Genomic DNA, 22,152 nt, shown 5'->3' on the forward strand with positions numbered 1-22,152 from the left:
CCCCTCAATCCAGGCGGCCGTGCGCCTCCGGCTGATCGACCACGCGCAGCACGCGCAGCCGCGTCGTGCGCCCGGACGGCAGCGGCCAGTCGATCGCCTGGCCGGCGGACAGCCCGAGCAGCGCCGCACCCACCGGCGCCAGCACCGACACCTGCCCCGCCGAGGCATCCGCATCCCAGGGATAGACCAGCCGCAGGAGATGCTCCGCGCCGGACGTCTCGTCCACGCAGAGCACCTGCGAGTTCATCGTCACCGTGTCCGGCGGCATGGCCGCGGGCGGGCGGATCTCGGCGCGCGCCAGTTCCGCCTCGAGGGCCTCGGCCACGGCACCGTGCTCGCGGCCGGCTTCCTCGAGCAGACGTTCGAGACGACGGGCATCGTGCGCGGACACGATGATCGGCGGTGCGGGATTCATGCGTCCTCCAAAGGCAAACGAGGCAAGGCGCCGGACGACGCCCTGCCTCGCGATCTGCAGGTTTGCGGGCAACGCTAGCCGGCCTGTGGAAGGAAAGCAAACCGCCGGCGGCGATCGCGTGCACAACGGCCATGCGGGCACCGGCGACGCCGCAGACGGCACGTGCGCGCCGCGCGCCGGACCGTGCGGATTCAGGCGAAGAACGCGCGGAAGGCGGCGATCGCGCGCTCGACCCCGTCGTCGTCGACGTCCAGATGCGTCACCAGCCGGATGCGCGGCGCGTAGCCGATCGACAGCCGCACCCGCGCGGCGTCCATGTGCGCCCCGAGCGCGGCCAGCCGCTCCGGGGCGACGTCGACGAACACCATGTTGGTGTGCTGCGCGGCCACCGCGAGCCCCGGCAGGCCGCGCAGCCCGTCGGCAAGCCGCGCGGCGCGCGCGTGATCCTCGGCCAGCCGCGCGACGTGGCGGTCGAGCGCGTGCAGGCACGCCGCCGCCAGCATCCCCGCCTGCCGCCAGCCGCCGCCTGCGACCTTGCGCCAGCGCCGCGCCTTCTCGACCAGCGCGCGCGAACCGACCAGCACCGAGCCGACCGGCGCGCCCAGCCCTTTCGAGAAGCACACCGACACGCTGTCGAAGTGGCGCGCGATCCCGCGCGCGTGCACGCCGCAGGCGACCGCGGCGTTGTAGAGGCGCGCGCCGTCCAGGTGCAGCGCCAGCCCGTGCGCGTCGCAGAAGCGGCGCGCGTCGGCGAGGTACTCCAGCGGCAACGGCCGCCCGTGCCAGGTGTTCTCCAGACACAGCAGACGCGTGCGTGCGAAGTGCGGGTCGATCGGCTTCACCACGGTCGCCAGCACGTCCAGCGGCAGCGTGCCGTCGGCCGCATGCGGCACCGGCTGCGGCTGGATCGAGCCCAGCACCGCGGCGCCGCCGCCTTCGTACTTGTAGGTATGCGCGTCCATGCCGACGAGGTACTCGTCGCCGCGCTCGCAATGCGCCATCAGCGCGAGCAGGTTGGACTGCGTGCCGCTCGGCACGAACAGGCCGGCCTCGAAGCCGAGCTCCGCCGCCAGCCGGTCCTGCAGCGCGTTGACGGTCGGATCCTCGCCGTACACGTCATCGCCCACCTCCGCCTCCAGCATCGCCGCACGCATCGCGGGCGTGGGCCGGGTGACGGTGTCCGAACGCAGGTCGATCCAGTCGTGCATGGCGAAGTGGCGTCGTGGCGTGACCGCCATGCTCACCGAACGCGCGCGGGTTGGGTAGCGCCGGCGCCGGACGCGCCCGTCGCGGCAGCGGCTTCAGCCGCGCCCGGACCGCGACCCGCAGGCGGCTCGCGGCCGAAACCGCTCCAGCATGGACGCTTCCCGGGCGGATGGCGCCGCCCGGCTCAGGATTCGATCTTGGTCAGCAGATAGTTCTGGTCGCCCAGACGGTCCATCAGCCCCAACTGCGTCTCGATCCAGTCGATGTGCTCTTCCTCGGAGTCGAGGATGTCGGCCAGCAGCTTGCGGCTGACGTAGTCGCCGACGCTTTCGCAGTACGCGATGCCCTCGCGCAGCAGCGGCAGCGCCTCGTACTCGAGCGCCAGGTCGCAGCCCAGCACCTCGCGCGGGTTCTCGCCGATCTTCAGCTTGCCCAGCGCCTGGAAGTTCGGCAGGCCGTCGAGGAACAGGATGCGCTCGGCGAGCCGGTCGGCGTGCTTCATCTCGTCGATCGACTCGTGGTACTCGTGCTCGGCCAGCTCCTTCAGCCCCCAGTTCTTCAGCATCTTGGCGTGCAGGAAGTACTGGTTGATCGCGGTCAGCTCGTTGTAGAGCGCGCGGTTGAGATAGTCGATGACCTTGGGATCGCCCTTCATGATCGCGTTCCTCGCCTGCGTCCGATGCCGGGCACTTTATGCGGAACGCGCGCGCGATGACGGAACGCGAATCGAGTGCATTCGCGCGGGGGTTGCAAGGGCGAGCGGCCGCGCCTCAGGCGGCGTGTTGCAGCACCGGCAGCGGGAATTCGAGCGCGGCGCGCGTCTCCTCCAGCAGTTGCGCGGCCATGTCCACGCAGCTGCCGCAGTTGGCGCCGGCACCGGTGCGCATCGTCAGCTCGGCCACGCTGCGGCAGCCGGCCTCGGCCGCCTCGCGGATGGCGCGATCGGTGACCCCGTTGCAGAGACAGACGTACATGGTCGTGCGGCGTGGGACGGCGCAGCGGGCGGCTGCGCGTCTATGCCAACACGAATGAGAATGAGTGTCAATTGAGCGCGGCTGAACGGCGCGCCGGGCCGGCTGAACGCCTCAACCGGGGGCGCCGCTGGTTTCCGGCCCCCGCCCCAGCGGCCGGATCGGCCGCCGCGCCGGCCGGCTGCGGCGATTGCCCAGGAACGCCCTCAGCTCCGGCCCGGGCGGCGGCACCGCGTGCGCTCCGGCCACGCGCCGGGCGAACGGCGCCAGATGACGCAGCGCGCGGGCGTAGACGCCCCGCTTGAAGGTGACCACGTGCTCGACCGGGTACCAGAAGTCCACCCAGCGCCAGTGGTCGAATTCCGGCTTGTCGGTCAGGTCCAGCCGCAGGTCCGATTCCTCCCCCAGCAGCCGCAGCAGGAACCACACCTGCTTCTGGCCGATGCACACCAGCCGGTCCTGCCGGCGGATGGCGCGCGGGGGAAGGCGGTAGCGGAGCCAGCCGGGAGTCGCGCCCAGCACCTCGACGTGCTCGGGCAGCAGGCCGGTTTCCTCGCGCAGCTCGCGGTACATCGCCTCGAGCGGCGTCTCGTCGCTGTTCATGCCGCCCTGCGGGAACTGCCAGCCGTCGCGGTGGATGCGCCGGGCCCAGAACACGCGGCCATCGGCGTTCATCAGCACGATGCCGACGTTGGGGCGGTAACCGTCCGGATCGATCACGATGCGGACTCCGTAGACCTACTGGGTCCGAATCTGCCACGGCCCGGTGTGGAGAACAAGCCAAACCGGATGCGATTGACGGCCGGGCGGCGCGACGGAATAATGCTGGGCTCTCCGTGGCTATGTAGCTCAGCCGGTTAGAGCACAGCACTCATAATGCTGGGGTCGGTGGTTCGAGTCCACCCATAGCCACCAGACTTGCGAAGCCCGGGCCCGCGCCCGGGCTTTTGCGTTCCGGCGGCCGGCTCAGCCGCTGCGGCGGCGGAACAGCCAGGCCGAGACGGCCACCATGATCGCCGTCGGCAGCGCGTAGGCCAGCCGGAAGTCGAACTTGTAGACCCCGGCCGCGCGCACCGCCTGCATCTGCAGCAGCGAGAAGCCCAGCGCGAACACGATGCCGATGAACAGCCGGCGCCCCAGGCCGCCGCTGCGCAGCGTGCCGAACGCGAACGGCACCGCCGCCAGCACCAGGGCGAGCGCGTTCAGCGGGTAGAACCAGCGGCCCCAGTAGTGCTCGAGCATCTGGCTGGCGTCCAGGCCGTTGCGCTGGCGGTAGTCGATCGCCTCGCGCAGCGCCTGCGCGGACAGATAGCGCGGCTTGTCGGTGCCGGCGGTCAGCGCGACCGTGTCCAGCCGCGAGCGCCAGCGCTCCTCCGCCACCCGCTCCTGCTGCACCGACTTCTCGCCGAAGTGCGTGCGGGTGACGCCGCGCAGGCGCCAGCTCCCCTGCCGATGCTCGGCCACGTCCACGCGCGCCAGCGACTTCAGCCGGCCGTCGTCGGCGAACTCGAACAGCCGCACGTCGCGCAGCTCCAGCCAGCGGCCGCCCTTGCCGTCGTCGTGCTCCTGTCCGCCGTTGGCGTTGAGGATCACCTCGCCCTCGCGCGCCCACAGGCCGGAATATTGCGCCACGATCATCTGGCGCGACTTGGCGGAGGCCTTCAGCGCATCCGCGCGGCGCTGCGCCCACGGCCCCAGCGTCTCGCCGTTGACCACCATCGCCGCCAGCACCGCGGCCAGCGCGAGCGCGATGGTCAGACTGATCCGCCGGCGCGACAGCCCGAGCGCGCGCAGCGCGGTGAGTTCGGAGCTGGCGGCGAGCTGCCCCAGCGCCAGCAGGGTGCCGACCACCGCCGCGCTCGGAAACAGGTTGTAGAGCCGGAACGGCACCGTGTAGGACAGGTAGGCGACCGCCAGCGGGAAGCCGTAGCGGCCCTTGCCGAAGTCGTCGACCTCGCCGACCAGCGCCAGCATCAGGTCGAGCCCGACCAGCACCGCCCACGTCAGCAGCACGGTGCCGAGCACCGTGCGCGCGATGAACAGGTCGTGGATCCGGGGGAACGGTCGCATCGCGTCTCCTCAGCGCCGCGGGCGGCGCATGCGGCCGTCGCGGAAGTACAGCCACAGGCTGAGCGCGAGAACCGGCACCACCAGCCACCACAGGCCCAGCTCGGGCGCGATGCGGCCTTTCTCCAGCCAGTCGGCGCCCATCGAAATGAGGTTGGTTCCGAACAGGTACGCGAGGAAGCCGATCAGGATGCGGCCGTAGCGGCCCTCGCGCGGGGAACTGCGCGCCAGCGGCACCGCCATCAGCGCGAACGCCAGCGCCAGCAGCGGCGGGGCGATGCGGCGATGCAACTGCGCCTGCGCTTCCGGCCGCGCGTCGCCGAGCAGCGCGGAGGTGGCGAGCACCTCCGGATCGTTGGGGTCGAACTTGGACTCGTTGGCCGGCAGCTCGGCCTCGTTGCTGGCGTAGCGCATCAGCCGCCAGTCGAGCCGGTCGCCGGCGCGCGGCCCTTCGACCTGGAAGCCGTCGTGCAGGGTGAGGTAGCGGGTGCCGTCGGCGTCGACCTTCACCTCGCCGTCGTCGGAGGTGGTGACGTCGATGCGGTCCTCGCTCTGGCGGTAGATGAACACGCGCCGGTAGCGGCTGCCGTCCGGCGACATCGCGCCCACGTACACCACGCCGCCGCGCGGCAGCTCGGTGAAACTGCCGGGCTCCAGACCCGCGATCACCGCGTTGCGGTTGGCCTCGTGGATCAGCCGCTGCGAGGTGCGCTCCGCCCACGGCCCCAGCCACAGCGAGCAGGCGCCGACCACCGCCACCAGCGGCAGCACCAGCATCAGCAACGGGCGCAGCAGGCGGCGCGGGCCGACGCCGATCGAGGCGAGCACCGGCATCTCGGCATCGCGATACAGCCGGCCGACCGCCAGCATCAGGCCGAGCATCAGCCCGAGCGGCAGGATCAGCGGCAGCCAGTTCAGCAGCACCAGTCCCAGCTGCGCCAGCATCATCCCCGCCGGCACCGCGCCGCGCGCGATGTCGCGCAGCACATCGGCGAACACGCCGCCCAGCGAGACGATCAGCAGCACCACCACGGTGCCGAACGTGGCCTGGGCGAATTCGCTGAGCAGGTAGCGGTCAAGACGGGGCATCGGCACTCGGCTTCGGCATCGCAGGGGCTTGATTTACACTCGTGGGCCCGCTCGCGGGATCGACCGCCCGCCCGACGGCGCCGCCGCCGGCCCGCCGGCCGCAAAGCGCGGAATTGTACGTAATGCCGCCGTACGCAGCGTCGCGGCCCGGGCGCCGCGGTCCGCGGCGCGACCGCCCCACACCCGTCTGGAATCTGTTGGATGACCCTCGAATTCGAACTGAACCGCGCCGATCCCGTCACCGCGCAGACCGACTGCCTCATCGTCGGCGCGTTCGCCGACAAGTCGCTCACGCCCGCTGCGCAGGCGATCGACGCCGCCAGCGGCGGCCGCCTGGCGGCGCTGGTCGAGCGCGGCGACGTCAGCGGCAAGACCGGCAAGAGCGCGCTGCTGCACGATCTCGACGGCATCCAGGCGCCGCGCGTGCTGGTGGTGGGGCTGGGCGAGCGCGAGAAGTTCGCGGTGCCGCAGTACCTCAAGGCGGTGGGCGATGCCGCGCGCGCGCTGAAGGCGGGCCCGGTGGCGCACGCGCTGTTCACCCTGTCGGAACTCGAAGTGCCGGGCCGCGACCGCGCATGGAACGTGCGCCAGGCCGCGATCGCCGCCGATCACGCCTGCTACCGCTACACCGCCACGCTCGGCAAGAAGAAGGACGAGCCCGGCCTGCGCACGCTGGCGATCGCAGGCGACGACGAGGCGGCGCTGGCGCAGGGCCAGGCGATCGCCGCGGGCGTGAAGTTCGCGCGCGAGCTCGGCAACCTGCCGCCGAACATCTGCAATCCGGCCTACCTCGCCCAGCAGGCGCACGAGTTCGCCGCGCGCTTCGACGCCACCTCGTGCGAGGTGCTCGACCGCGAGCAGATGGAGGCGCTCGGCATGGGCTCGCTGCTGGCCGTCGCCCGCGGCTCGGCCAATCCGCCGAAGCTGATCGTGATGAAGTACGACGGCGGCGGCGACGCCAAGCCCTACGTGCTGGTGGGCAAGGGCATCACCTTCGACACCGGCGGCATCAACCTCAAGGTGCAGGGCGGCATCGAGGAGATGAAGTACGACATGTGCGGCGCCGCGACCGTGATGGGCGCGTTCGTCGCCGCGGTCGGCATGAAGCTGCCGGTCAACCTGGTGGCGATCGTGCCGGCGGTGGAGAACATGCCGGACGGCAACAGCTACCGCCCCTCCGACGTCATCACCTCGATGTCCGGCAAGACCATCGAGGTCGGCAACACCGACGCCGAAGGCCGCCTGATCCTGTGCGACGCGCTGACCTACGCCCAGCGCTTCGAGCCGGCCGCGCTGCTCGACGTCGCCACGCTCACCGGCGCCTGCGTGATCGCGCTCGGCAAGTTCGCCACCGGCCTGATGAGCAAGCACGACGATCTCGCCGAGGAGCTGCTCGCCGCCGGCGAGACCACGTTCGACCGCGCCTGGCGCCTGCCGCTGTGGGACGAGTACCAGACCCTGCTCGAGTCCAGCTTCGCCGACGTCTACAACATCGGCGGCCGCTGGGCCGGCGCGATCACCGCCGGCTGCTTCCTCGCCCGCTTCACCGAGGGCCAGCGCTGGGCGCACCTGGACATCGCCGGCGTCGCCAACGAGGAAGGCAAGCGCGGCATGGCCACCGGCCGTCCGGTGGGTCTGCTGGCGCAGTGGCTGATGGACCGCGCCGAAGGCGCGGCTGGGAATCGGCAATAGGGAATGGGGAATCGTCGGAAGCGCGTCCCGCCTCCGGGCAGACGCGCGACGACCTGACTCGCCAGCCCCCTCACCCGCCGAACACTCCCGGTTCCCCGTTCCCGCTCCCGATTCCCCGCTCCCGATTCCCCGTTCCCTATTCCCCGTTCCCGCCCCGCCCACATGCCCCGCGCCGACTTCTACCTGATCCAGTCCCCGCGCTTCCGCGAGGAGCCGCTGCGGCTGGTCTGCGAGCTGGCGCGCAAGGCGTGCGACGCCAACCTGTGGACGCTGGTGCTGGCGCGCGACGCCGCGCAGGCGGAGGCGCTGGACGATCTGCTGTGGGCGTTCGACGAGGACGCCTACGTGCCGCACCAGATCGCCGGCGACGAGGAGGACGAGCTCACGCCGGTGCTGATCGCCCCGCCGGAGGTCGACGCCCCGCTGCGTCCGCTGGTGATCAACCTTCGCGATGCGGCGGTCGAAGGCCGCTTCGAGCGCGTGCTGGAAGTGGTGCCCGCCGACGCCTCCGCGCGCGGCCCGCTGCGCGAGCGCTGGAAGCAGTACCAGGCGCGCGGGTTCGAGTTGAACAAGCACGATATGTGAGGTCGGGACCCGGGCGGGCGCGAGCTTCGTCGACGACGGCGTAGCGTCCCCCGAATCCTGTCCTCCCTACCCCGCCGATCCGAATCTCCAATCCCGAATCCCGGCCACCATGTCCCTCGCCCCCACCTACGACCCCAAAAGCTTCGAGACCCGCATCTACCAGCAGTGGGAGAGCAGCGGCGTATTCAAGCCGCGCGGCGAGGGCGAGCCGTACGTCATCCTGCTGCCGCCGCCGAACGTCACCGGCACGCTGCACATGGGCCACGCGTTCCAGCACACGCTGCAGGACGCGCTGATCCGCTATCACCGCATGCGCGGCTTCGATGCGCTGTGGCAGATGGGCACCGACCACGCCGGCATCGCCACCGAGATGGTGGTCAGTCGCAACCTCGCGCTGGAAGGCAAGGGCGAAACGCGCGACTCGCTCGGCCGCGAGGCGTTCGTGCGCAAGGTGTGGGAGTGGAAGCAGCAGTCCGGCGACACCATCGAGCGTCAGATGCGCCGGCTCGGCACCTCCGGCGACTGGTCGCGCAGCACCTTCACGATGGATCCGATGGCGTCGCAGGCGGTGCTGGAGGCCTTCGTGCGCCTGTACGAGGAGGGCCTGATCTACCGCGGCCAGCGCCTGGTCAACTGGGATCCGGTGCTGAAGACGGCGATCTCGGACCTCGAGGTCGTCAACGCGGAGGAGGACGGCTTCCTGTGGTCGATCGCCTACCCGCTCGCCGACGGCAGCGGGCAGCTCGTGGTCGCCACCACCCGCCCGGAAACCATGCTCGGCGACGTCGCGGTGATGGTGCATCCCGACGACGAGCGCTACGCGCATCTGGTCGGCAGGACCGTGCGCCTGCCGCTGTGCGAGCGCGAGATTCCGGTCATCGCCGATGCCTACGTCGATCGCGAGTTCGGCACCGGCGTGGTCAAGGTGACGCCGGCGCACGACTTCAACGACTACGCGGTTTGGAAGCGGCATGTCGAGACAGGAGTCTTTGACGCGATTCCCAACCGAGGGTTGATCAACGTCTTCACGCCTGACGCAAAGATCAAAGCCAGCTTTTTCGATGATTTCCGCTTTGCGCCCGTTGAGGGCTCGCAACTTGCCGCCAATCCCATCGTGGGGAAAGCAATCGCGGAGCAAATCCCCGCCCGCTACCACGGACTCGATCGCTTTGAGGCCCGTCGAGTCATCCTCAATGATTTGGAAGCTGCTGGCCTTCTCGTCGATACGAAGCCGCACAAGCTGCAGGTGCCCAGAGGCGACCGCACCAGCCAGGTGATCGAGCCGTTCCTGACCGACCAATGGTTCGTGCGCATGGACCGCCTCGGCAAGCGCGGCCTGGAGCTGGTCGAGCAGGGCCACGTGCGTTTCGTGCCGCCGAACTGGATCAACACCTACCGGCACTGGATGGAGAACATCCAGGACTGGTGCATCAGCCGCCAGCTGTGGTGGGGCCACCGCATCCCGGCGTGGTACGACATCTGGGGGAAGGAGACGGTCGCTCTCTCGCGAGATGACGCGTATCGCAAGATGACGGAACGCGTCGCGGAAGAATTGGGAGAGCAAGCTCAGCGGCGCTTTGAGAGGATTGCCGTCGGAAGCAAGAGTGACGATGTCACGTTGGAAGCGGAGCTGACTGCGGCGGGGTTCGGAAAGTACGCACTCAAGCAAGACAAGGACGTGCTGGAGACCTGGTTCTCCTCCGCGCTGTGGCCGTTCTCGACCATGGGCTGGCCGGACGCGGACGCGATGCGCGAGCGCGGATTCGGGCGCTACGTGCCGTCCTCGGTGCTGGTGACCGGCTTCGACATCATCTTCTTCTGGGTCGCCCGGATGATCATGATGACCGACCACTTCACCGGGCAGGTGCCGTTCCGCGACGTCTACATCACCGGCCTGGTGCGCGACAAGGACGGCCAGAAGATGTCGAAGTCGAAGGGCAACATCCTCGACCCGCTCGACATCATCGACGGCATCTCCGCCGACGAGCTGGTGCGCAAGCGCACCACCGGCCTGATGCAGCCGCAGATGGCGGCCAAGATCGAGAAGGCCACGCGCAAGGAATTCCCGAACGGCATCGCCGCGCACGGCGCGGACGCGCTGCGCTTCACCATGGCCGCGCTCGCCGGTCCCGGCCGCGACATCAAGTTCGACCTCGGCCGCGCCGAGGGCTACAAGAACTTCTGCAACAAGCTGTGGAACGCGACGCGCTTCGTGCTGATGAACACGGAAGGCTTCAGCGCACGCGGCACGCCGCAGCCTGTCACCGACCCCGAACGCTGGATCCTGGCGCAGCTCGCGCGCGTGTCCGCCGAGGCCGCGCAGCACTTCGCCGAATACCGCTTCGACCTGCTGGCGCAGGCGCTGTACGAGTTCGCCTGGAACCAGTTCTGCGACTGGTTCGTCGAACTCGCCAAACCCGCGTTGCAGGGCGACGACGCCGCGGCCGCGGACAGCACGCGCCACACGCTGCTGCACGTGCTGGAGCGGCTGCTGTGCCTGCTGCACCCGCTGATCCCGTTCGTGACCGAGGAGCTGTGGCAGGCGGTCGCGCCGCGGCTGGGAATCGCCGATACGTCGATCATGCTGCGCGCCTATCCGGCCGCGGACGAGCTGCCGGCGGCCGACTACGCGCAGGCCGAGACCGACGTCGAATGGCTGAAGGCGATGGTCACCGCGCTGCGCCGCATCCGAAGCGAGCTCAACGTCGCGCCGTCGAAGACGATCGCGCTACTGCTCGCCGATGGCGACGCGGCGGACCGCGCGCGCATCGAGCGCTTCGCCGCGCAGTTGCGGTTTCTGGTGCGGCTGGAAGGCATCGGCTGGCTCGCCGACGCCGATGCGGCGCCCGCCGCGGCCGCGGCGGTGGTCGGCGAGCTGAAGCTGTTCGTGCCGCTGGAGGGCCTCGTCGACCTCGCTGCGGAACGCGCGCGGCTGGACAAGGAGCTCAAGCGCGTCGAAGCCGAGATCGGCAAGTGCCGCAACAAGCTCGCCAGCGAGACCTTCGTGCAGAACGCGCCGGAAGCGGTCGTCGAACAGGAACGCAAGCGCCTCGCCGACTGGAGCGCGCAGCACGCCGCGCTCGCCGCGCAGCGCGCGCGGCTGGGCTGAGCCGGACCCGCCGCGCCGCGCGCCTTCGTCAGGACGTGTAGGGCCCGGTATCCGGCTCGGCGCAGGCGGCGATGAGCTCGCGCGCGCCCTGCGCGAGCAGGCGCGCGGCGACCTCGCGCCCGAGCGCCTCCGCCGCATCGCGCGGCGCCTCGGCGTCGGCGCGCACCCGCGCGCCGTCGCGCGCCGAGCCGACCAGACCGCTCAGATGCAGCCGGCCATCGGCCAATCGCGCGAACGCCGCCACCGGCACGTGGCAACTGCCGTGCAGCGCGCGGTTCATCGCGCGCTCGGCCTCCACGCAGACGCGGGTGTCGGCATCGTCGAGCGCGGCGCACAGGGCGAGCACGTCCGCCGCGTCGTCGCGGCACTCCACCGCGATCGCGCCCTGCGCCGGCGCCGGCAACCAGTGCGGCGGCTCCAGCCGCGCGCGGATGCGCGCGTCGAGGCCGAGCCGCTGCAGCCCGGCGCAGGCGAGCACGATGGCGTCGTACTCGCCGCCGTCGAGCTTGGCCAGGCGGGTGTTGACGTTGCCGCGCAGGTCGCGCAGCTCCAGATCGGGTCGCAGCGCGCGCAACTGCGCCTGCCGGCGCAGCGAGGAGGTGCCGACCCGGGCGCCGCGCGGCAGCGCGTCGAGGCCGGCGAAGCGCGGGCTGACGAAGGCATCGGCCGGATCGGCGCGGGTGAGGATCGCCGGCAGCGCGAAGCCGGGCTCCAGCTCCATCGGCACGTCCTTCAGCGAGTGCACCGCGCAGTCGGCCTCGCCGCGCAGCATCGCGAGCTCCAGTTCCTTCAGGAACAGCCCCTTGCCGCCGATGGCGGCCAGCGAGCGGTCGAGCACTTCGTCGCCGCGGGTGCTCATCGGCACCAGTTCGACGGCCAGGCCCGGGTGCGCGGCGCGCAGGCGCGCGGCGACGTGCTCGCTCTGCCAGAGCGCGAGCGGGCTTTTGCGGGTGGCGATGCGGAGCGTGCGCATCGCGCCATTCTACGGGGTGGCGCGGCGCCCGCCCCTACAGCAGGCGCACGGCCTCGCGCAGGTGGGCGACGCAGCGGCGGCTGACCTCGAGCGGCTCCTTGGCGTGCCGCAGCACCGCCTGCACGTGGCCGTCGGGCCGCCGCTTGAGTTCGATCAGCTCGTGCCGCGCCACCAGACAGTTGCGGTGGATGCGCACGAAGCGGTCGCCGAACTCGTCCTCCAACGACTTCAGCGATTCCTCGATCAGATCCTCGCCGCGCGCGTGGTGGACGACGACGTACTTCTCCTCGGCGTGGAAGTAGTGCACGTCCTCGATCGGGATCAGCCGCAGGTTGCCGCGCAGGCGGGCGCACAGATGCGTGCGGCGCGGACGGGCGGGCGCGTCCTGCGCCTGGCGGCGGCCGGCGGCGAAGGTGCGCACGCGCTCGAGCGCGGCGGCCAGACGCTCCGGGCGCACCGGCTTGACCAGGTAGTCGATCGCCTCGGCCTCGAACGCCGACAGCGCGTGCACGTCGTAGGCGGTGCAGAACACCACCGCCGGACGGGGCTCGAACGCGGCGAGATGGCGCGCGGCCTCCAGGCCGTCCATCCCCGGCATCGCGATGTCGAGCAGGACCAGGTCGGGCGCATGTTCGGCGCAGGCCTGCAGGGCCTGCTGGCCGTCGCCGGCCTCGGCGATCACCTCGACGTCGCCGATGTCTCCGAGCAGCGACTTCAGGCGCTCGCGCGCCGGCGGCTCATCATCGGCAATGACGACCTTCAACCCCGCATTCATCGGCCAGCGCTCCCCCTGCTCCCCACAGTAGGTCCACCGGCACCGCTCGCGCGGCCCGGCCACTCGCCCCTGCCCGGGATAGTAGCCAGCCGGCGCGCCGCCTGTCAGCACGCCGGTCACGGAGCGTGAAGCGGTCAGCCGGCGAGACGCCGTCCCAGCCACGCGGCGAGGTCGGCGATTTCCTCCGCGCAGACCTGATGGCCCATCGGATAGGCGTGCCAGTCCACCTCGCAGCCGAGCTGGCGCAGCACCCCCGCGCTCTGCAGGCCGGCCTGGAACGGCACCACGGGGTCGAAGCTGCCGTGCGCGACGAACACCGGCTGCCGCTTCGCCGCCGCCGTCGCGCCCGCGATCGCCTGTTGCGGCGCGGGCAGATAGGTCGACAGCGCGATCAGTCCCGCCAGCGGCGTCGTCCGCCGCAGACCGGCGGCCAGCGTGATCGCCCCGCCCTGCGAGAAGCCGGCGAGGATCACCCGCTCCGGCGGCACGCCACGCTCGGCCTCGCGCGCGATCAGCGCTTCGACCTGCGCGACCGAAGCGTCGACCCCGTCCATGTCGGCGCGATTGGCCAGATCGAAGTCGCGGATGTCGTACCAGGCGCGCATGCGCACGCCGTTGTTGATCGTGACCGCGCGCACCGGCGCGTGCGGGAAGACGAAGCGCAGCGCCGGCCACCCGGCGCGCACCAGTTCGGGGACGATCGGCGCGAAGTCGTGGCCGTCGGCGCCGAGGCCGTGCAGCCAGAGGATGCTCCAGCGCGGATTGGCGCCGGTTTCGTGTTCGAGCGCGTCGAGCAGGGCGGTCGTGTCCATCCGGCGATTGTGCCGCAACGGCCGGAAGGAGGACGGCCAGGCGCCTGGGAGGGGCGGCCTGGCCGTCTGGGGCGTCATCTGGGGATTGGCACCGGCGCCGGGTGAACCCTCCGCTGCGATACGCCCACCGCGGGCGCTTCGTTCGGGCCGGGGCGAAGTCACTGTGGCTCATCCGTAGCGCGCTGCACATCCGGAAATGGCAGGACCGCGATGTCGGGGAAAACCCCTACGCGCGCATCCGGGCGCCCGGAATTCACGTCGCCTCGCCCTCGCCCTGCGAGACAGTCGGGCCGGGTGGGAATTCGGGACAGCGTCTTGGCGAACGCTCGCGCCGCACACAGGCCGGCCGTCGCGCCGCTCCGCTTCGGAACGGCGCTGTTCGCCATGGTGCTGCTGGTGTTCGCGCTCGCCCAGGCGGCGCCTTCCGCCACGCCGCTGCGCGTGGTGTACGCGGGCGACGCGGGCTACCCGCCGTTCGACTTCGTCGACGAGCGCGGACGTGCGACCGGTTTCGACGTCGAGTTGTTCCGCGCGGTCGCCGCGCATGCGGGCCTCGATGTCGACTACCGCCTGGGCCCGTGGGAGTCGGTGATCGCCGACCTGCACGCGCGCCGCGTCGACGTCGTGCCGATGCTGGTGACCGAGGAGCGCGCGCGCCGGCTGCGTTTCAGCGAGCCGTTCCTGCGCAGCTACCACCTGGTGTTCGGACGCCGCGGGAGCGCTCACGTGGCGGATCTGCAGGCGCTCGCGGGCCATCGCGTGGCGGCGCAGATCGCGGGCGTGGCCTGGGAAGAGCTACGCCGCACGCGGGGTGTGCGCATCGTGCCGGTCGACGTCGAGGGCGACGCGCTGCGCGCGGTGCAGGACGGCCGCGCCGACTACGCGATCGCGCCGATGTACATCGGCTACGAGGCCATCCAGCGCCACGGTCTGCGCGACGTGGTTTCGCTCAGCCCGCCGCTGCTGGAACGCGAATACGCGTTCGCGGTGCTGCCCGACCGCCAGGCGCTGCTCGCGCGCATCAACGCCGGTCTGCATGCGGCTTCGCGCAGCGGCGAGAAGCAGCGGCTGTATCTGACCTGGCTGGCCAACCTGACGCCGCGCGAGCCGTATCTCTCCGGCCTGCGGCTCGGCATCCTGGTGGCGCTGCCGGTGCTGGCCGCGGCGATCGTGCTGCTGGTGTGGTGGCGACGGGCGCGACAGCGCGCGGCCGCCGAGGCGCTCTCGCGCGCGCAGGCGGAGGCGCGCGCCGACCATCTCGCGCTGCACGATCCGGTGACGCAACTGGCGAACCGTCATGGCCTGCGCCAGGCGCTGGAAGCGCTGATCGCGCAGGGCCGGCCGTTCGCAGCGATCCGTCTGGAGCTGCTGGAACTGGAGCCGGTGGAGGCGATCGCCGGGCACGCCTTCGTCGAGCAGCTCCTGCACGCGCTCGCGCAGCGGCTGCGCGAGCACCACAGCGGCCCGGTGGCGCGGATCAGCGACCAAGGCTTCGTTGTCGTCTGTCTCGACCGCACCGACGCCGAGGGCGCCGAGACCGCGATGCGTGCGCTGGTGCGGCTGACCGGACGCCGCCTGGAAGTGGCCGGCGTGCCGTTCGAGCTGAGCGCGTGCGCCGGCGCGGCGCTGCACCCCGATCACGGTGGCGACGTCGAGGAGGTGCTGCGCGCCGCGGCGATCGCCTGCACGGCGGCGCGCATGCACCCCGGCAGCGTGGCGCTGTACACAGCGTCGCTGGTGCCCGACCCGCGCAACCTCACCCTGCTGGCCGACCTGCGGCGGGCGATCCGCGAGCACACGCTGGGCTACGCGCTGCAGCCCAAGTACGACCTCAGGGCGCGGCGCGTGAGCGGCGCCGAACTGCTGGTGCGCTGGGATCACCCCGCCTACGGTCCGCTGCCGCCGAGCATGTTCGTGCCGCTGGCGGAGAAGACCGAGGTCGTCTCGGAGATGACGCTGTATCTGGTGCGGCGCGCCGCCGCGCACTGCCGCGAGTGGAAACGGCAGGGCCTGCGCCTGGGTCTTTCGGTCAACGTCTCGGCCAACGATGTCTGCAATCCCGCGCTGGTCGGCCACATCACCGGGCTCGGTCGCGACATCGGAAGTTGTCTCACGCTGGAGATCACCGAGACGGCGATGATGCGCGATCCGGCGCTCGCGTTCGCCACCGTGCGGCGGCTGCGCGCGCACGGCGTGCGCATCTCGCTCGACGATTTCGGCACCGGGCATGCGTCGCTCTCGTACCTGCGCCAGCTCGCGCCGGACGAGGTCAAGATCGACCGCTCGTTCACCGCCGGCATCTTCGGCTCCGGCGCCGACCAGTCGATCGTGTGCGCGACCATCGAACTGGCCCACAACCTGGGCGCCAGCGTGACCGCCGAGGGCGTGGAGGACAGCCGCACGCTCGAATGGCTGGCCAAGGCCGGCTGCGACGCGGCGCAGGGCTACTACATCGCCCGGCCGATGCCGCCCCACCAGTTCAGCGAATACCTGCTGCAGCACCTGCAGCACGACGGCCATGTCACCCTCGACCCCGCCCGCCCGCAGGCGCAGGACGGCGCGGCGCGGCGCGGCGGCATTGAGCGTGTGGCGTCGCGGGTGGGCGGGGCTCGCCGGCTCCGCGCCTGCGTACGGGAGCTGCTGGCCACTACGGCTTCGGCAGCGGCGTCTGCTGGTGCAGCGCGAGGCGCCAGCCGTCGCGTTCGCGCACGTACACCGAGCTGCACCAGGCGCGGTAGGCGTCGCCGTCCTCGCGCGTTGCCTCGGCGCGATAGGCGAGCACGATGATGTCGGCCCGTGGGCGCATGTCGCGCCGCTCGAGCATCTCCACCCGGCTCCAGCGCGGTGCGCTGCGGATCGCGTCCATCGTCGCGGCGCGATCGAGCAGGCCGCGCTCCGCCGGCACCACGGTCAGCGCCCGGGGCGCGAGCGTGCGCTCGTACGTCTCCACCCCGCCCGTCCACAGCGCCTGCTCCAGGCTCCACGCATCGGCTTCCATCCTGCGCTCCTCCGCCATCCCCATGCCGCACCGCCGGCGACCGCGCGGTTCCGCAGGTAGCGTCCACGGTCGCGTGTCATGCCGGCGTTGCGGCGTGGCCCGCACCGTGGGCAGGGGCCTGGCCCACGCGCCGGCGAGAGGGCGCAAGGGCGATGCAAGGCACGCTGGTTATCGGCCTTCTGCTCGAAGACGCCGGTGTCCTTGTTGATTTCGCCCTCGCGGCGCAACTGCACGAGGCCATCGCCGGTGTAGGCGTAGTACCGCTGGCGGTCGTTGATCGCGACCTTGCTGTAGTTGGTGTGCTCGCGCTGGCCGATCAGGCGCCCGTAGCCGTCGTAGCTGAGCGTGTTGGTGGTGGTGCGGTAGTTCGTGTCGGTGGAAACGCCGGTGACGCTGGCTTCCTGGTAGCTGTCCCACCCCGCGAACGTGCGGGTGTAGGTGTGCGTCGCACCGCCGATGTCCACGCTGGTGTAGCGATACGTGGTCAGGCGGCCGGCGGCGTATTACTGCTGCGACGGCGTGGCAGCGTTGGGTGTGATGTCGTGCTTGCCTCCACATCAACCCCGGGGTTGCCACGCAACCCGGGCTACGCTGGCTTTCAGATGCTCATAGATCGGCCAAAACGGCCAAACTATGGTTTCCCGCACACACACGCGGCCGCCGGTGTGGATGCTGGTGGGCCCACCAGGACTCGAACCTGGAACCAAAGGATTATGAGTCCTCTGCTCTAACCATTGAGCTATAGGCCCACGGGGCGGGGATTATCGCGCGGATGCGGTGGCGAGGCAGCCTCAAACCGACAGGCGCGTGGCGAGGTCGCTGCAGAGGTCCTCGAAGCCGCGCTCCTCGAGCTGGGCGCGCTGTTCGGCGTCGAGGAAGTACAGGCACAGGAAGCGGACTTCGCGGCCGTCGTCCAGGCGCACGCGATGTAGCGCCGCGGGCAGCCGTGCCGGTCGCGCGAGCAGCACGGCGTCGCAGGCGGTGCTCGCGTCGATCGGGGTCGGCGGCTCGCCGTGGGTGAGCACGTGGCCTTCCCCCAGCCAGCGGCCGGTTTCGTAGTGGAAGCGCGCCACGCGCTTGAGCCAGCGCAGCGGCCAGTAGTGGCGCTCGTCCTGCCAGGCCGCCGCGTCGAGCGGCCACTGCGGCGGCAACAGCAGCATGAGCTCGACGTGCGCATCGCCGCGCACGCCCTCGGGAAGCTGCATCGGCCGCTCGGCCATGCCGGTGGTGGCGACCACGTGGAACGGCCGTTCGGCGGTGGCCGGATAGGGATACAGGTCGATGTGCGCGCTCGGCGAGACCAGTTCGTGGAAGACCTGCGGCAGCTCGCCCAGATGCGCGTCCAGATGACGCTGCACGCCGGCCATCAGCACGCCATCGCCGTGGCTGAGGTCGTCCGGAAGCGGGCGCCCGGGCATGGGCGCCCCGGCGGGCCAAGGGCGATGCACCAGCTCGCGCGTGTCCCAGCGGCCTTCGAGCAGCGCGCGCATCTGGTCGCGCTGCGCCTTCGGCATGCGCGGCAGCATCGCGCGCAGGGTGAAGTTGCCCTGCATGCGTCCGTCGCTGAAGAAGGTCCAGTCGCTGAGGCGGCTGCGGTCGCCGCGCCAGCGCTCGCCCAGCTTCATCGGCACGAGCTGCGGCTCGTTGGCGATCTCGCCCTCCAGTACGTCGCCGTCCACGCGCACGCCGGTCAGCCACAGATGCTCGGTGTTGCCGTCGTGGGTGATGGCCACCTTGACCGCGAAGTTCTCGTCGCCGGGGTGCGGATCGCGCAGGCGCTCGACGAAGAAGTGGAAGTTCTCGCGGGCGTGCGCGATGGCGCGCTCCATGTCGCGGTCGTCGTTCGGCACCAGACTGACGCCGTGCTCGTCGACCGCGATCGCGCGCCGCTGCCGCCACCACCACACCAGCAATCCCAGCAGCGCCGCGACCGCCAGCCCCAGCGTCAGATCCATCGCCCCACTCCCCATGCCCGTCCCGCGCCCATCACAGCAGCCCGACCGGCAAATGGAAAGGGCCCGCCGGAGCGGGCCCTTTCGCGACGCGGGTTCGCCGGTTCGCTCAGTCGATGTCGAGGAAGCTGCGGAGCTGCTCGCTGCGCGAGGGGTGGCGCAGCTTGCGCAGCGCCTTGGCCTCGATCTGGCGGATGCGCTCGCGGGTGACGTCGAACTGCTTGCCGACTTCTTCCAGCGTGTGGTCGGTGTTCATGTCGATGCCGAAGCGCATGCGCAGCACCTTGGCCTCGCGCGGGGTCAGGCCGGCGAGCACTTCGCGCACGGTCTCCTGCAGGTTGATCGAGGTGGTGGCGTCGATCGGCGACTCGACGTTGGTGTCCTCGATGAAGTCGCCGAGGTGCGAATCCTCGTCGTCGCCGATCGGCGTCTCCATCGAGATCGGCTCCTTGGCGATCTTCAGGACCTTCCGGATCTTGTCCTCCGGCATGTCCATCTCCTTCGCCAGCTCCTCCGGCGTCGGTTCGCGGCCGTGCTGCTGCAGCATCTGGCGCGAAATGCGGTTGAGCTTGTTGATCGTCTCGATCATGTGCACCGGGATGCGGATGGTGCGCGCCTGATCGGCGATGGAGCGGGTGATCGCCTGGCGGATCCACCAGGTGGCGTAGGTCGAGAACTTGTAACCGCGGCGGTACTCGAACTTGTCCACCGCCTTCATTAGGCCGATGTTGCCTTCCTGGATCAGGTCGAGGAACTGCAGGCCGCGGTTGGTGTACTTCTTGGCGATCGAGATCACCAGGCGCAGGTTGGCCTCGACCATCTCCTTCTTGGCCTTGCGCGCCTTGGCTTCGCCGTAGGCGAGCGCGCGGCTGATCTCCTTGAGATCGGCGAGCGTGATGAAGTTGGCCTGCTCGATGGCGATCGTCGCTTCCTGCTCGGCGACGATGCGGTCCTTGACCTCGCGCAGCCCCGAGGACCACTTCTGCTTGCGCTTGAGCAGGTCGTCGACCCAGCCGAGGTTGGTCTGATTGCCTTCCCAGGCGCGGATGAAGTCCTTGCGCGGCATCTTCGCCACGCGGGTGGCGAGATCGAGGATGCGGCGCTCGTGCTCCTTCACCTGGCCGACCACTTCGCGCAGGTTGCGGGTGAGCTGGTCGGCGAGGCCGAGCGGCAGCTTGAAGGTCACGAAGATCGCGGCCATTTCCTCGCGCAGCTTGAGCACGCTCTTGTGGCTCGGGCCGTGCTTGGCGTAGGCCTTCTCGAACTTCGACCAGGCGTCGGCGAGCGCCTGCATGCGCTCGGCCACCATCGCCGGATCGGGACCGACCGGGCCGGCCTCGACCTCGTCCTCGGCGGCCTCGACTTCCTCGTCCTCGACCTCCTCCGGCTCGGCCATCTCGTCGACCGGCAGCGGCTCGGGTTCGGGCTCGGCGTCGTTGAAGCCGACGATGATCTCGGCCAGGCGCTTCTTGCCGGCCTTGTGCTGCTCGTAGTCGTCGAGGATGGCGCGGATGGTGCCGGGGAACGAGGCCAGCGAGGCCTGGACCTGGTTCAGGCCTTCCTCGATGCGCTTGGCGATCGCGATCTCGCCCTCGCGGGTGAGCAGCTCCACCGTGCCCATCTCGCGCATGTACATGCGCACCGGGTCGGTGGTGCGGCCGCCCTCGCCGTCGAGCGAGGTCAGCGCGGCGGCGGCTTCCTCGGCCGCGGTCTCGTCGACCTCGCGGCCGCTGGTGGTGCCTTCGGCGAGCAGCAGGGTTTCGACATCGGGCGCCACCTCGTGGACCTCGATGCCCATCCCGTTGATCATGCCGATGATGTCTTCGATCTGCTCGGCGTCGACCAGGTCGTCGGGCAGGTGATCGTTGACCTCGGCATAGGTCAGATAGCCCTGCTCCAGGCCCTTGCTGATGAGTTGCTTGATGTCGGACTGGGGAGCCGGACGTTCGTTGGCCATGGGCTGCGCCACCGCTGAAAGGAGGGGTAGAGAACGCTCCAGTATAGCAGGCCGGCCGAGACGGGGCGGCCTCAGGCCCGCAAGAGGAACGTGACCGGGCCATCGTTGACCAGGCTCACCTTCATATGGGCGCCGAACCGGCCGGTTTCCACCGGGCCACGATGCCGCGCCCGGCAGGCCTCCGCAAGCCGGTTGAAAAGCGGTTCAGCGATCGCCGGCGCCGCCGCCGTGCTGAAACCGGGGCGCATCCCGCTGCGGGTGTCCGCCGCCAGGGTGAACTGGCTGACCAGCAGCAGGCCGCCGCCTGTCTCGTTCAGACTGCGGTTCATGCGCCCGGCTTCGTCGTCGAACACGCGGTAGCCCAGCAGGCGTTCGGTCATCCGCGCCAGTTCGCGCTCGCCGTCTGCCGGTTCGATGCCGACGAAGGCGAGCAGGCCCGGGCCGATCGCGCCCACGCGCTCGCCGTCGACCTCGACGCGGGCTTCGCTGACGCGCTGGATCAGGGCAAGCATGCGAACGGCTCGACGGTGGCGGGAAGCGGCAGTGTGACGGTTCGGCGGACGCGCGCAAGCCGCTGCCCGCACGGGCGGCCGGCTAGACTGCCGGCGATGACCGCGCTCGCCGCCCGCCTGCTGTTCCTGCTCGCGCGCCTGTTCGCGCAACTGCCGTGGCCGTGGCTGCTGCGGGTGGCGGATGTGCTCGCCTGGCTGTGGCTGCGGCTGGACGCCCGCGAGAGCCGCGTGGCCCGGGTGAACCTCGACCTGGCCTACCCCGAGCTGCTGGCACACGAACGCATCGAGCGCCACGAGGCGATCCTGCGCACCACCGCGCACCAGGCGCTGGAAACCCTGCGCCTGTGGACGCGGCGGCCGCAGCGCAATCTCGCCCTGATCCACGAGACCACCGGGCTTGCGCTGTTCGACGCCGCGCTGGCGAGCGGGCGTGGCGTGATCGTGGCCGCGCCGCACTACGGCAACTGGGAGCTGCTGAACCAGTGGCTGGCCTCGCGCACGTCGCTGGCGATCCTCTACCGCCCGCCGGAATCGGCGATCGGCGAGGCCTTCCTGCAACGCGCGCGCGCCGCATTCGGCGACCGGGTGACGCAGATCCGCGCCGAGGGCAGCGCGATCCGCCAGGTCTACAGGCGGCTCGGGGCCGGCGGCGTGGTCGGCATCCTGCCCGATCAGCAGCCGAAAGCCGGCGACGGCGAGTTCGCCCCGTTCTTCGGCGTGCAGGCGCTGACCATGACCCTGCTCGGCCGCCTCGCGCACCGCACCGGCGCGGTGGTGCTGTTCGCCTACTGCGAACGCCTCGACACCGGCCGCCACGGCGAGCCCGTCTTCGCCTTGCGCATCGAACCGGCGCCTGCGGGCATCGACGATGCCGACCCGAAGCGGGCGGTCGCGGCGCTCAACGCGGCGGTCGAGCACATCGCCCGACGCGATCCGGCGCAGTATCAGTGGACCTACAAACGCTATACGCTGCGGCCGCCGGGCTCGGGCGAAGACAACCCGTACCGGCAGCGCTGACGCCACCCTTCGTGCAGGACGC

Annotated in this window: 19 protein-coding genes, 2 tRNA genes and 1 pseudogene; 6 read left to right on the forward strand and 16 right to left on the reverse strand. The window is 70.8% G+C overall.

The features are described 5' to 3' along the window. Positions 1 to 4: 4 nt before the first annotated feature. The 5 genes from rnk to FQY64_RS07170 form a co-directional block, all read right to left on the reverse strand. Positions 5 to 415 carry a nucleoside diphosphate kinase regulator gene (rnk, locus tag FQY64_RS07150; RefSeq protein ID WP_146473354.1) on the reverse strand — a complete coding sequence of 137 codons (411 nt, stop codon included), beginning with the start codon at positions 413 to 415 and terminating at the stop codon, positions 5 to 7. A gap of 191 nt (positions 416 to 606) precedes the next feature. Beyond that, on the reverse strand, positions 607 to 1,623 hold the full coding sequence (gene ltaE, locus FQY64_RS07155) for a low-specificity L-threonine aldolase (RefSeq protein WP_146473356.1): 1,017 nt from the start codon (positions 1,621 to 1,623) through the stop codon (positions 607 to 609). Positions 1,624 to 1,805: 182 nt separating this feature from the next. Further along, the gene (bfr, locus tag FQY64_RS07160; RefSeq protein ID WP_146473358.1) at positions 1,806 to 2,276 is read right to left on the reverse strand and encodes a bacterioferritin; all 471 of its coding nucleotides are present in this window, start codon (positions 2,274 to 2,276) and stop codon (positions 1,806 to 1,808) included. Positions 2,277 to 2,391: 115 nt separating this feature from the next. After that, the gene (locus tag FQY64_RS07165; RefSeq protein WP_146473361.1) at positions 2,392 to 2,595 is read right to left on the reverse strand and encodes a bacterioferritin-associated ferredoxin; all 204 of its coding nucleotides are present in this window, start codon (positions 2,593 to 2,595) and stop codon (positions 2,392 to 2,394) included. A 111-nt stretch (positions 2,596 to 2,706) separates the two neighbouring features. Beyond that, positions 2,707 to 3,312, reverse strand: a complete 606-nt coding sequence (locus tag FQY64_RS07170; protein WP_146473363.1) for an RNA pyrophosphohydrolase — start codon at positions 3,310 to 3,312, stop codon at positions 2,707 to 2,709. A gap of 118 nt (positions 3,313 to 3,430) precedes the next feature. Between FQY64_RS07170 and FQY64_RS07175 the strand changes: the two genes are divergently transcribed. Further along, positions 3,431 to 3,507: transfer RNA gene (locus FQY64_RS07175), tRNA-Met, on the forward strand. A gap of 51 nt (positions 3,508 to 3,558) precedes the next feature. On the opposite strand, the gene lptG is transcribed toward FQY64_RS07175, so the two are convergent. Both lptG and lptF read right to left on the reverse strand, forming a co-directional pair. After that, on the reverse strand, positions 3,559 to 4,662 hold the full coding sequence (lptG, locus tag FQY64_RS07180; RefSeq protein WP_146473365.1) for an LPS export ABC transporter permease LptG: 1,104 nt from the start codon (positions 4,660 to 4,662) through the stop codon (positions 3,559 to 3,561). Between the two features lie 9 nt (positions 4,663 to 4,671). Next, positions 4,672 to 5,748 carry an LPS export ABC transporter permease LptF gene (gene lptF / locus FQY64_RS07185; RefSeq protein WP_146473367.1) on the reverse strand — a complete coding sequence of 359 codons (1,077 nt, stop codon included), beginning with the start codon at positions 5,746 to 5,748 and terminating at the stop codon, positions 4,672 to 4,674. 201 nt (positions 5,749 to 5,949) lie between these two features. On the opposite strand from lptF, the gene FQY64_RS07190 reads away from it, so the two are divergent. From FQY64_RS07190 to FQY64_RS07200, 3 genes are all read left to right on the forward strand, one after another. Beyond that, on the forward strand, positions 5,950 to 7,440 hold the full coding sequence (locus FQY64_RS07190; protein WP_146473369.1) for a leucyl aminopeptidase: 1,491 nt from the start codon (positions 5,950 to 5,952) through the stop codon (positions 7,438 to 7,440). Positions 7,441 to 7,602: 162 nt separating this feature from the next. Then, complete coding sequence (locus tag FQY64_RS07195) at positions 7,603 to 8,025, forward strand: DNA polymerase III subunit chi (RefSeq protein WP_146473371.1); 423 nt, start codon at positions 7,603 to 7,605, stop codon at positions 8,023 to 8,025. Positions 8,026 to 8,134: 109 nt separating this feature from the next. Beyond that, on the forward strand, positions 8,135 to 11,134 hold the full coding sequence (locus FQY64_RS07200; RefSeq protein WP_146473373.1) for a valine--tRNA ligase: 3,000 nt from the start codon (positions 8,135 to 8,137) through the stop codon (positions 11,132 to 11,134). 28 nt (positions 11,135 to 11,162) lie between these two features. Here the strand turns inward: FQY64_RS07200 and hemC are convergent, their stop codons facing one another. The 3 genes from hemC to FQY64_RS07215 form a co-directional block, all read right to left on the reverse strand. Then, positions 11,163 to 12,107: a hydroxymethylbilane synthase gene (gene hemC / locus FQY64_RS07205; protein ID WP_146473375.1), complete on the reverse strand. Its 945-nt coding sequence runs from the start codon at positions 12,105 to 12,107 to the stop codon at positions 11,163 to 11,165. A 34-nt stretch (positions 12,108 to 12,141) separates the two neighbouring features. After that, positions 12,142 to 12,882: a LytR/AlgR family response regulator transcription factor gene (locus FQY64_RS07210; protein ID WP_186760884.1), complete on the reverse strand. Its 741-nt coding sequence runs from the start codon at positions 12,880 to 12,882 to the stop codon at positions 12,142 to 12,144. Positions 12,883 to 13,016: 134 nt separating this feature from the next. Then, the gene (locus tag FQY64_RS07215) at positions 13,017 to 13,694 is read right to left on the reverse strand and encodes an alpha/beta hydrolase (RefSeq protein ID WP_146473377.1); all 678 of its coding nucleotides are present in this window, start codon (positions 13,692 to 13,694) and stop codon (positions 13,017 to 13,019) included. Positions 13,695 to 14,078: 384 nt separating this feature from the next. On the opposite strand from FQY64_RS07215, the pseudogene FQY64_RS07220 reads away from it, so the two are divergent. After that, a pseudogene (locus tag FQY64_RS07220) lies at positions 14,079 to 16,145 on the forward strand (putative bifunctional diguanylate cyclase/phosphodiesterase); the annotation flags it as partial. A 196-nt stretch (positions 16,146 to 16,341) separates the two neighbouring features. Here FQY64_RS07220 and FQY64_RS15045 read toward each other — a convergent pair. The 6 genes from FQY64_RS15045 to dtd all read right to left on the reverse strand — a co-directional run bounded on the left by FQY64_RS15045 (position 16,342) and on the right by dtd (position 21,113). Beyond that, positions 16,342 to 16,692: a nuclear transport factor 2 family protein gene (locus FQY64_RS15045; protein ID WP_244942402.1), complete on the reverse strand. Its 351-nt coding sequence runs from the start codon at positions 16,690 to 16,692 to the stop codon at positions 16,342 to 16,344. After that, positions 16,605 to 17,156: a hypothetical protein gene (locus tag FQY64_RS07230; RefSeq protein WP_146473382.1), complete on the reverse strand. Its 552-nt coding sequence runs from the start codon at positions 17,154 to 17,156 to the stop codon at positions 16,605 to 16,607. Before FQY64_RS07230 ends, FQY64_RS15045 begins: the two co-directional genes overlap by 88 nt. Positions 17,157 to 17,365: 209 nt before the next feature. Then, positions 17,366 to 17,441, reverse strand: a tRNA-Ile gene (locus tag FQY64_RS07235). A gap of 42 nt (positions 17,442 to 17,483) precedes the next feature. After that, positions 17,484 to 18,647, reverse strand: coding sequence for a suppressor of fused domain protein (locus FQY64_RS07240; protein ID WP_186760886.1), 1,164 nt, complete (start codon positions 18,645 to 18,647; stop codon positions 17,484 to 17,486). 106 nt (positions 18,648 to 18,753) lie between these two features. Further along, on the reverse strand, positions 18,754 to 20,601 hold the full coding sequence (gene rpoD / locus FQY64_RS07245) for an RNA polymerase sigma factor RpoD (RefSeq protein ID WP_146473386.1): 1,848 nt from the start codon (positions 20,599 to 20,601) through the stop codon (positions 18,754 to 18,756). Between the two features lie 71 nt (positions 20,602 to 20,672). After that, on the reverse strand, positions 20,673 to 21,113 hold the full coding sequence (gene dtd, locus FQY64_RS07250; RefSeq protein ID WP_146473388.1) for a D-aminoacyl-tRNA deacylase: 441 nt from the start codon (positions 21,111 to 21,113) through the stop codon (positions 20,673 to 20,675). Positions 21,114 to 21,209: 96 nt separating this feature from the next. On the opposite strand from dtd, the gene FQY64_RS07255 reads away from it, so the two are divergent. Further along, positions 21,210 to 22,130, forward strand: coding sequence for a lauroyl acyltransferase (locus FQY64_RS07255; RefSeq protein WP_146473390.1), 921 nt, complete (start codon positions 21,210 to 21,212; stop codon positions 22,128 to 22,130). Positions 22,131 to 22,152: the final 22 nt, after the last annotated feature.

The sequence above is a fragment of the Vulcaniibacterium thermophilum genome (assembly GCF_007923255.1).
In the GTDB taxonomy this organism is placed as follows: Bacteria; Pseudomonadota; Gammaproteobacteria; order Xanthomonadales; family Xanthomonadaceae; genus Lysobacter_F; species Lysobacter_F thermophilum.

Coding starts and splice junctions, on each gene's coding strand:
- rnk (WP_146473354.1), bottom strand. CDS start 415: ATGAATCCCGCACCGCCGATCATCGTGTCCGCGCACGATGCCCGTCGT.
- ltaE (WP_146473356.1), bottom strand. CDS start 1,623: ATGCACGACTGGATCGACCTGCGTTCGGACACCGTCACCCGGCCCACG.
- bfr (WP_146473358.1), bottom strand. CDS start 2,276: ATGAAGGGCGATCCCAAGGTCATCGACTATCTCAACCGCGCGCTCTAC.
- FQY64_RS07165 (WP_146473361.1), bottom strand. CDS start 2,595: ATGTACGTCTGTCTCTGCAACGGGGTCACCGATCGCGCCATCCGCGAG.
- lptG (WP_146473365.1), bottom strand. CDS start 4,662: ATGCGACCGTTCCCCCGGATCCACGACCTGTTCATCGCGCGCACGGTG.
- lptF (WP_146473367.1), bottom strand. CDS start 5,748: ATGCCCCGTCTTGACCGCTACCTGCTCAGCGAATTCGCCCAGGCCACG.
- FQY64_RS07190 (WP_146473369.1), top strand. CDS start 5,950: ATGACCCTCGAATTCGAACTGAACCGCGCCGATCCCGTCACCGCGCAG.
- FQY64_RS07195 (WP_146473371.1), top strand. CDS start 7,603: ATGCCCCGCGCCGACTTCTACCTGATCCAGTCCCCGCGCTTCCGCGAG.
- FQY64_RS07200 (WP_146473373.1), top strand. CDS start 8,135: ATGTCCCTCGCCCCCACCTACGACCCCAAAAGCTTCGAGACCCGCATC.
- hemC (WP_146473375.1), bottom strand. CDS start 12,107: ATGCGCACGCTCCGCATCGCCACCCGCAAAAGCCCGCTCGCGCTCTGG.
- FQY64_RS07210 (WP_186760884.1), bottom strand. CDS start 12,882: ATGAATGCGGGGTTGAAGGTCGTCATTGCCGATGATGAGCCGCCGGCG.
- FQY64_RS07215 (WP_146473377.1), bottom strand. CDS start 13,694: ATGGACACGACCGCCCTGCTCGACGCGCTCGAACACGAAACCGGCGCC.
- FQY64_RS15045 (WP_244942402.1), bottom strand. CDS start 16,692: ATGGAAGCCGATGCGTGGAGCCTGGAGCAGGCGCTGTGGACGGGCGGG.
- FQY64_RS07240 (WP_186760886.1), bottom strand. CDS start 18,647: ATGGATCTGACGCTGGGGCTGGCGGTCGCGGCGCTGCTGGGATTGCTG.
- rpoD (WP_146473386.1), bottom strand. CDS start 20,601: ATGGCCAACGAACGTCCGGCTCCCCAGTCCGACATCAAGCAACTCATC.
- dtd (WP_146473388.1), bottom strand. CDS start 21,113: ATGCTTGCCCTGATCCAGCGCGTCAGCGAAGCCCGCGTCGAGGTCGAC.
- FQY64_RS07255 (WP_146473390.1), top strand. CDS start 21,210: ATGACCGCGCTCGCCGCCCGCCTGCTGTTCCTGCTCGCGCGCCTGTTC.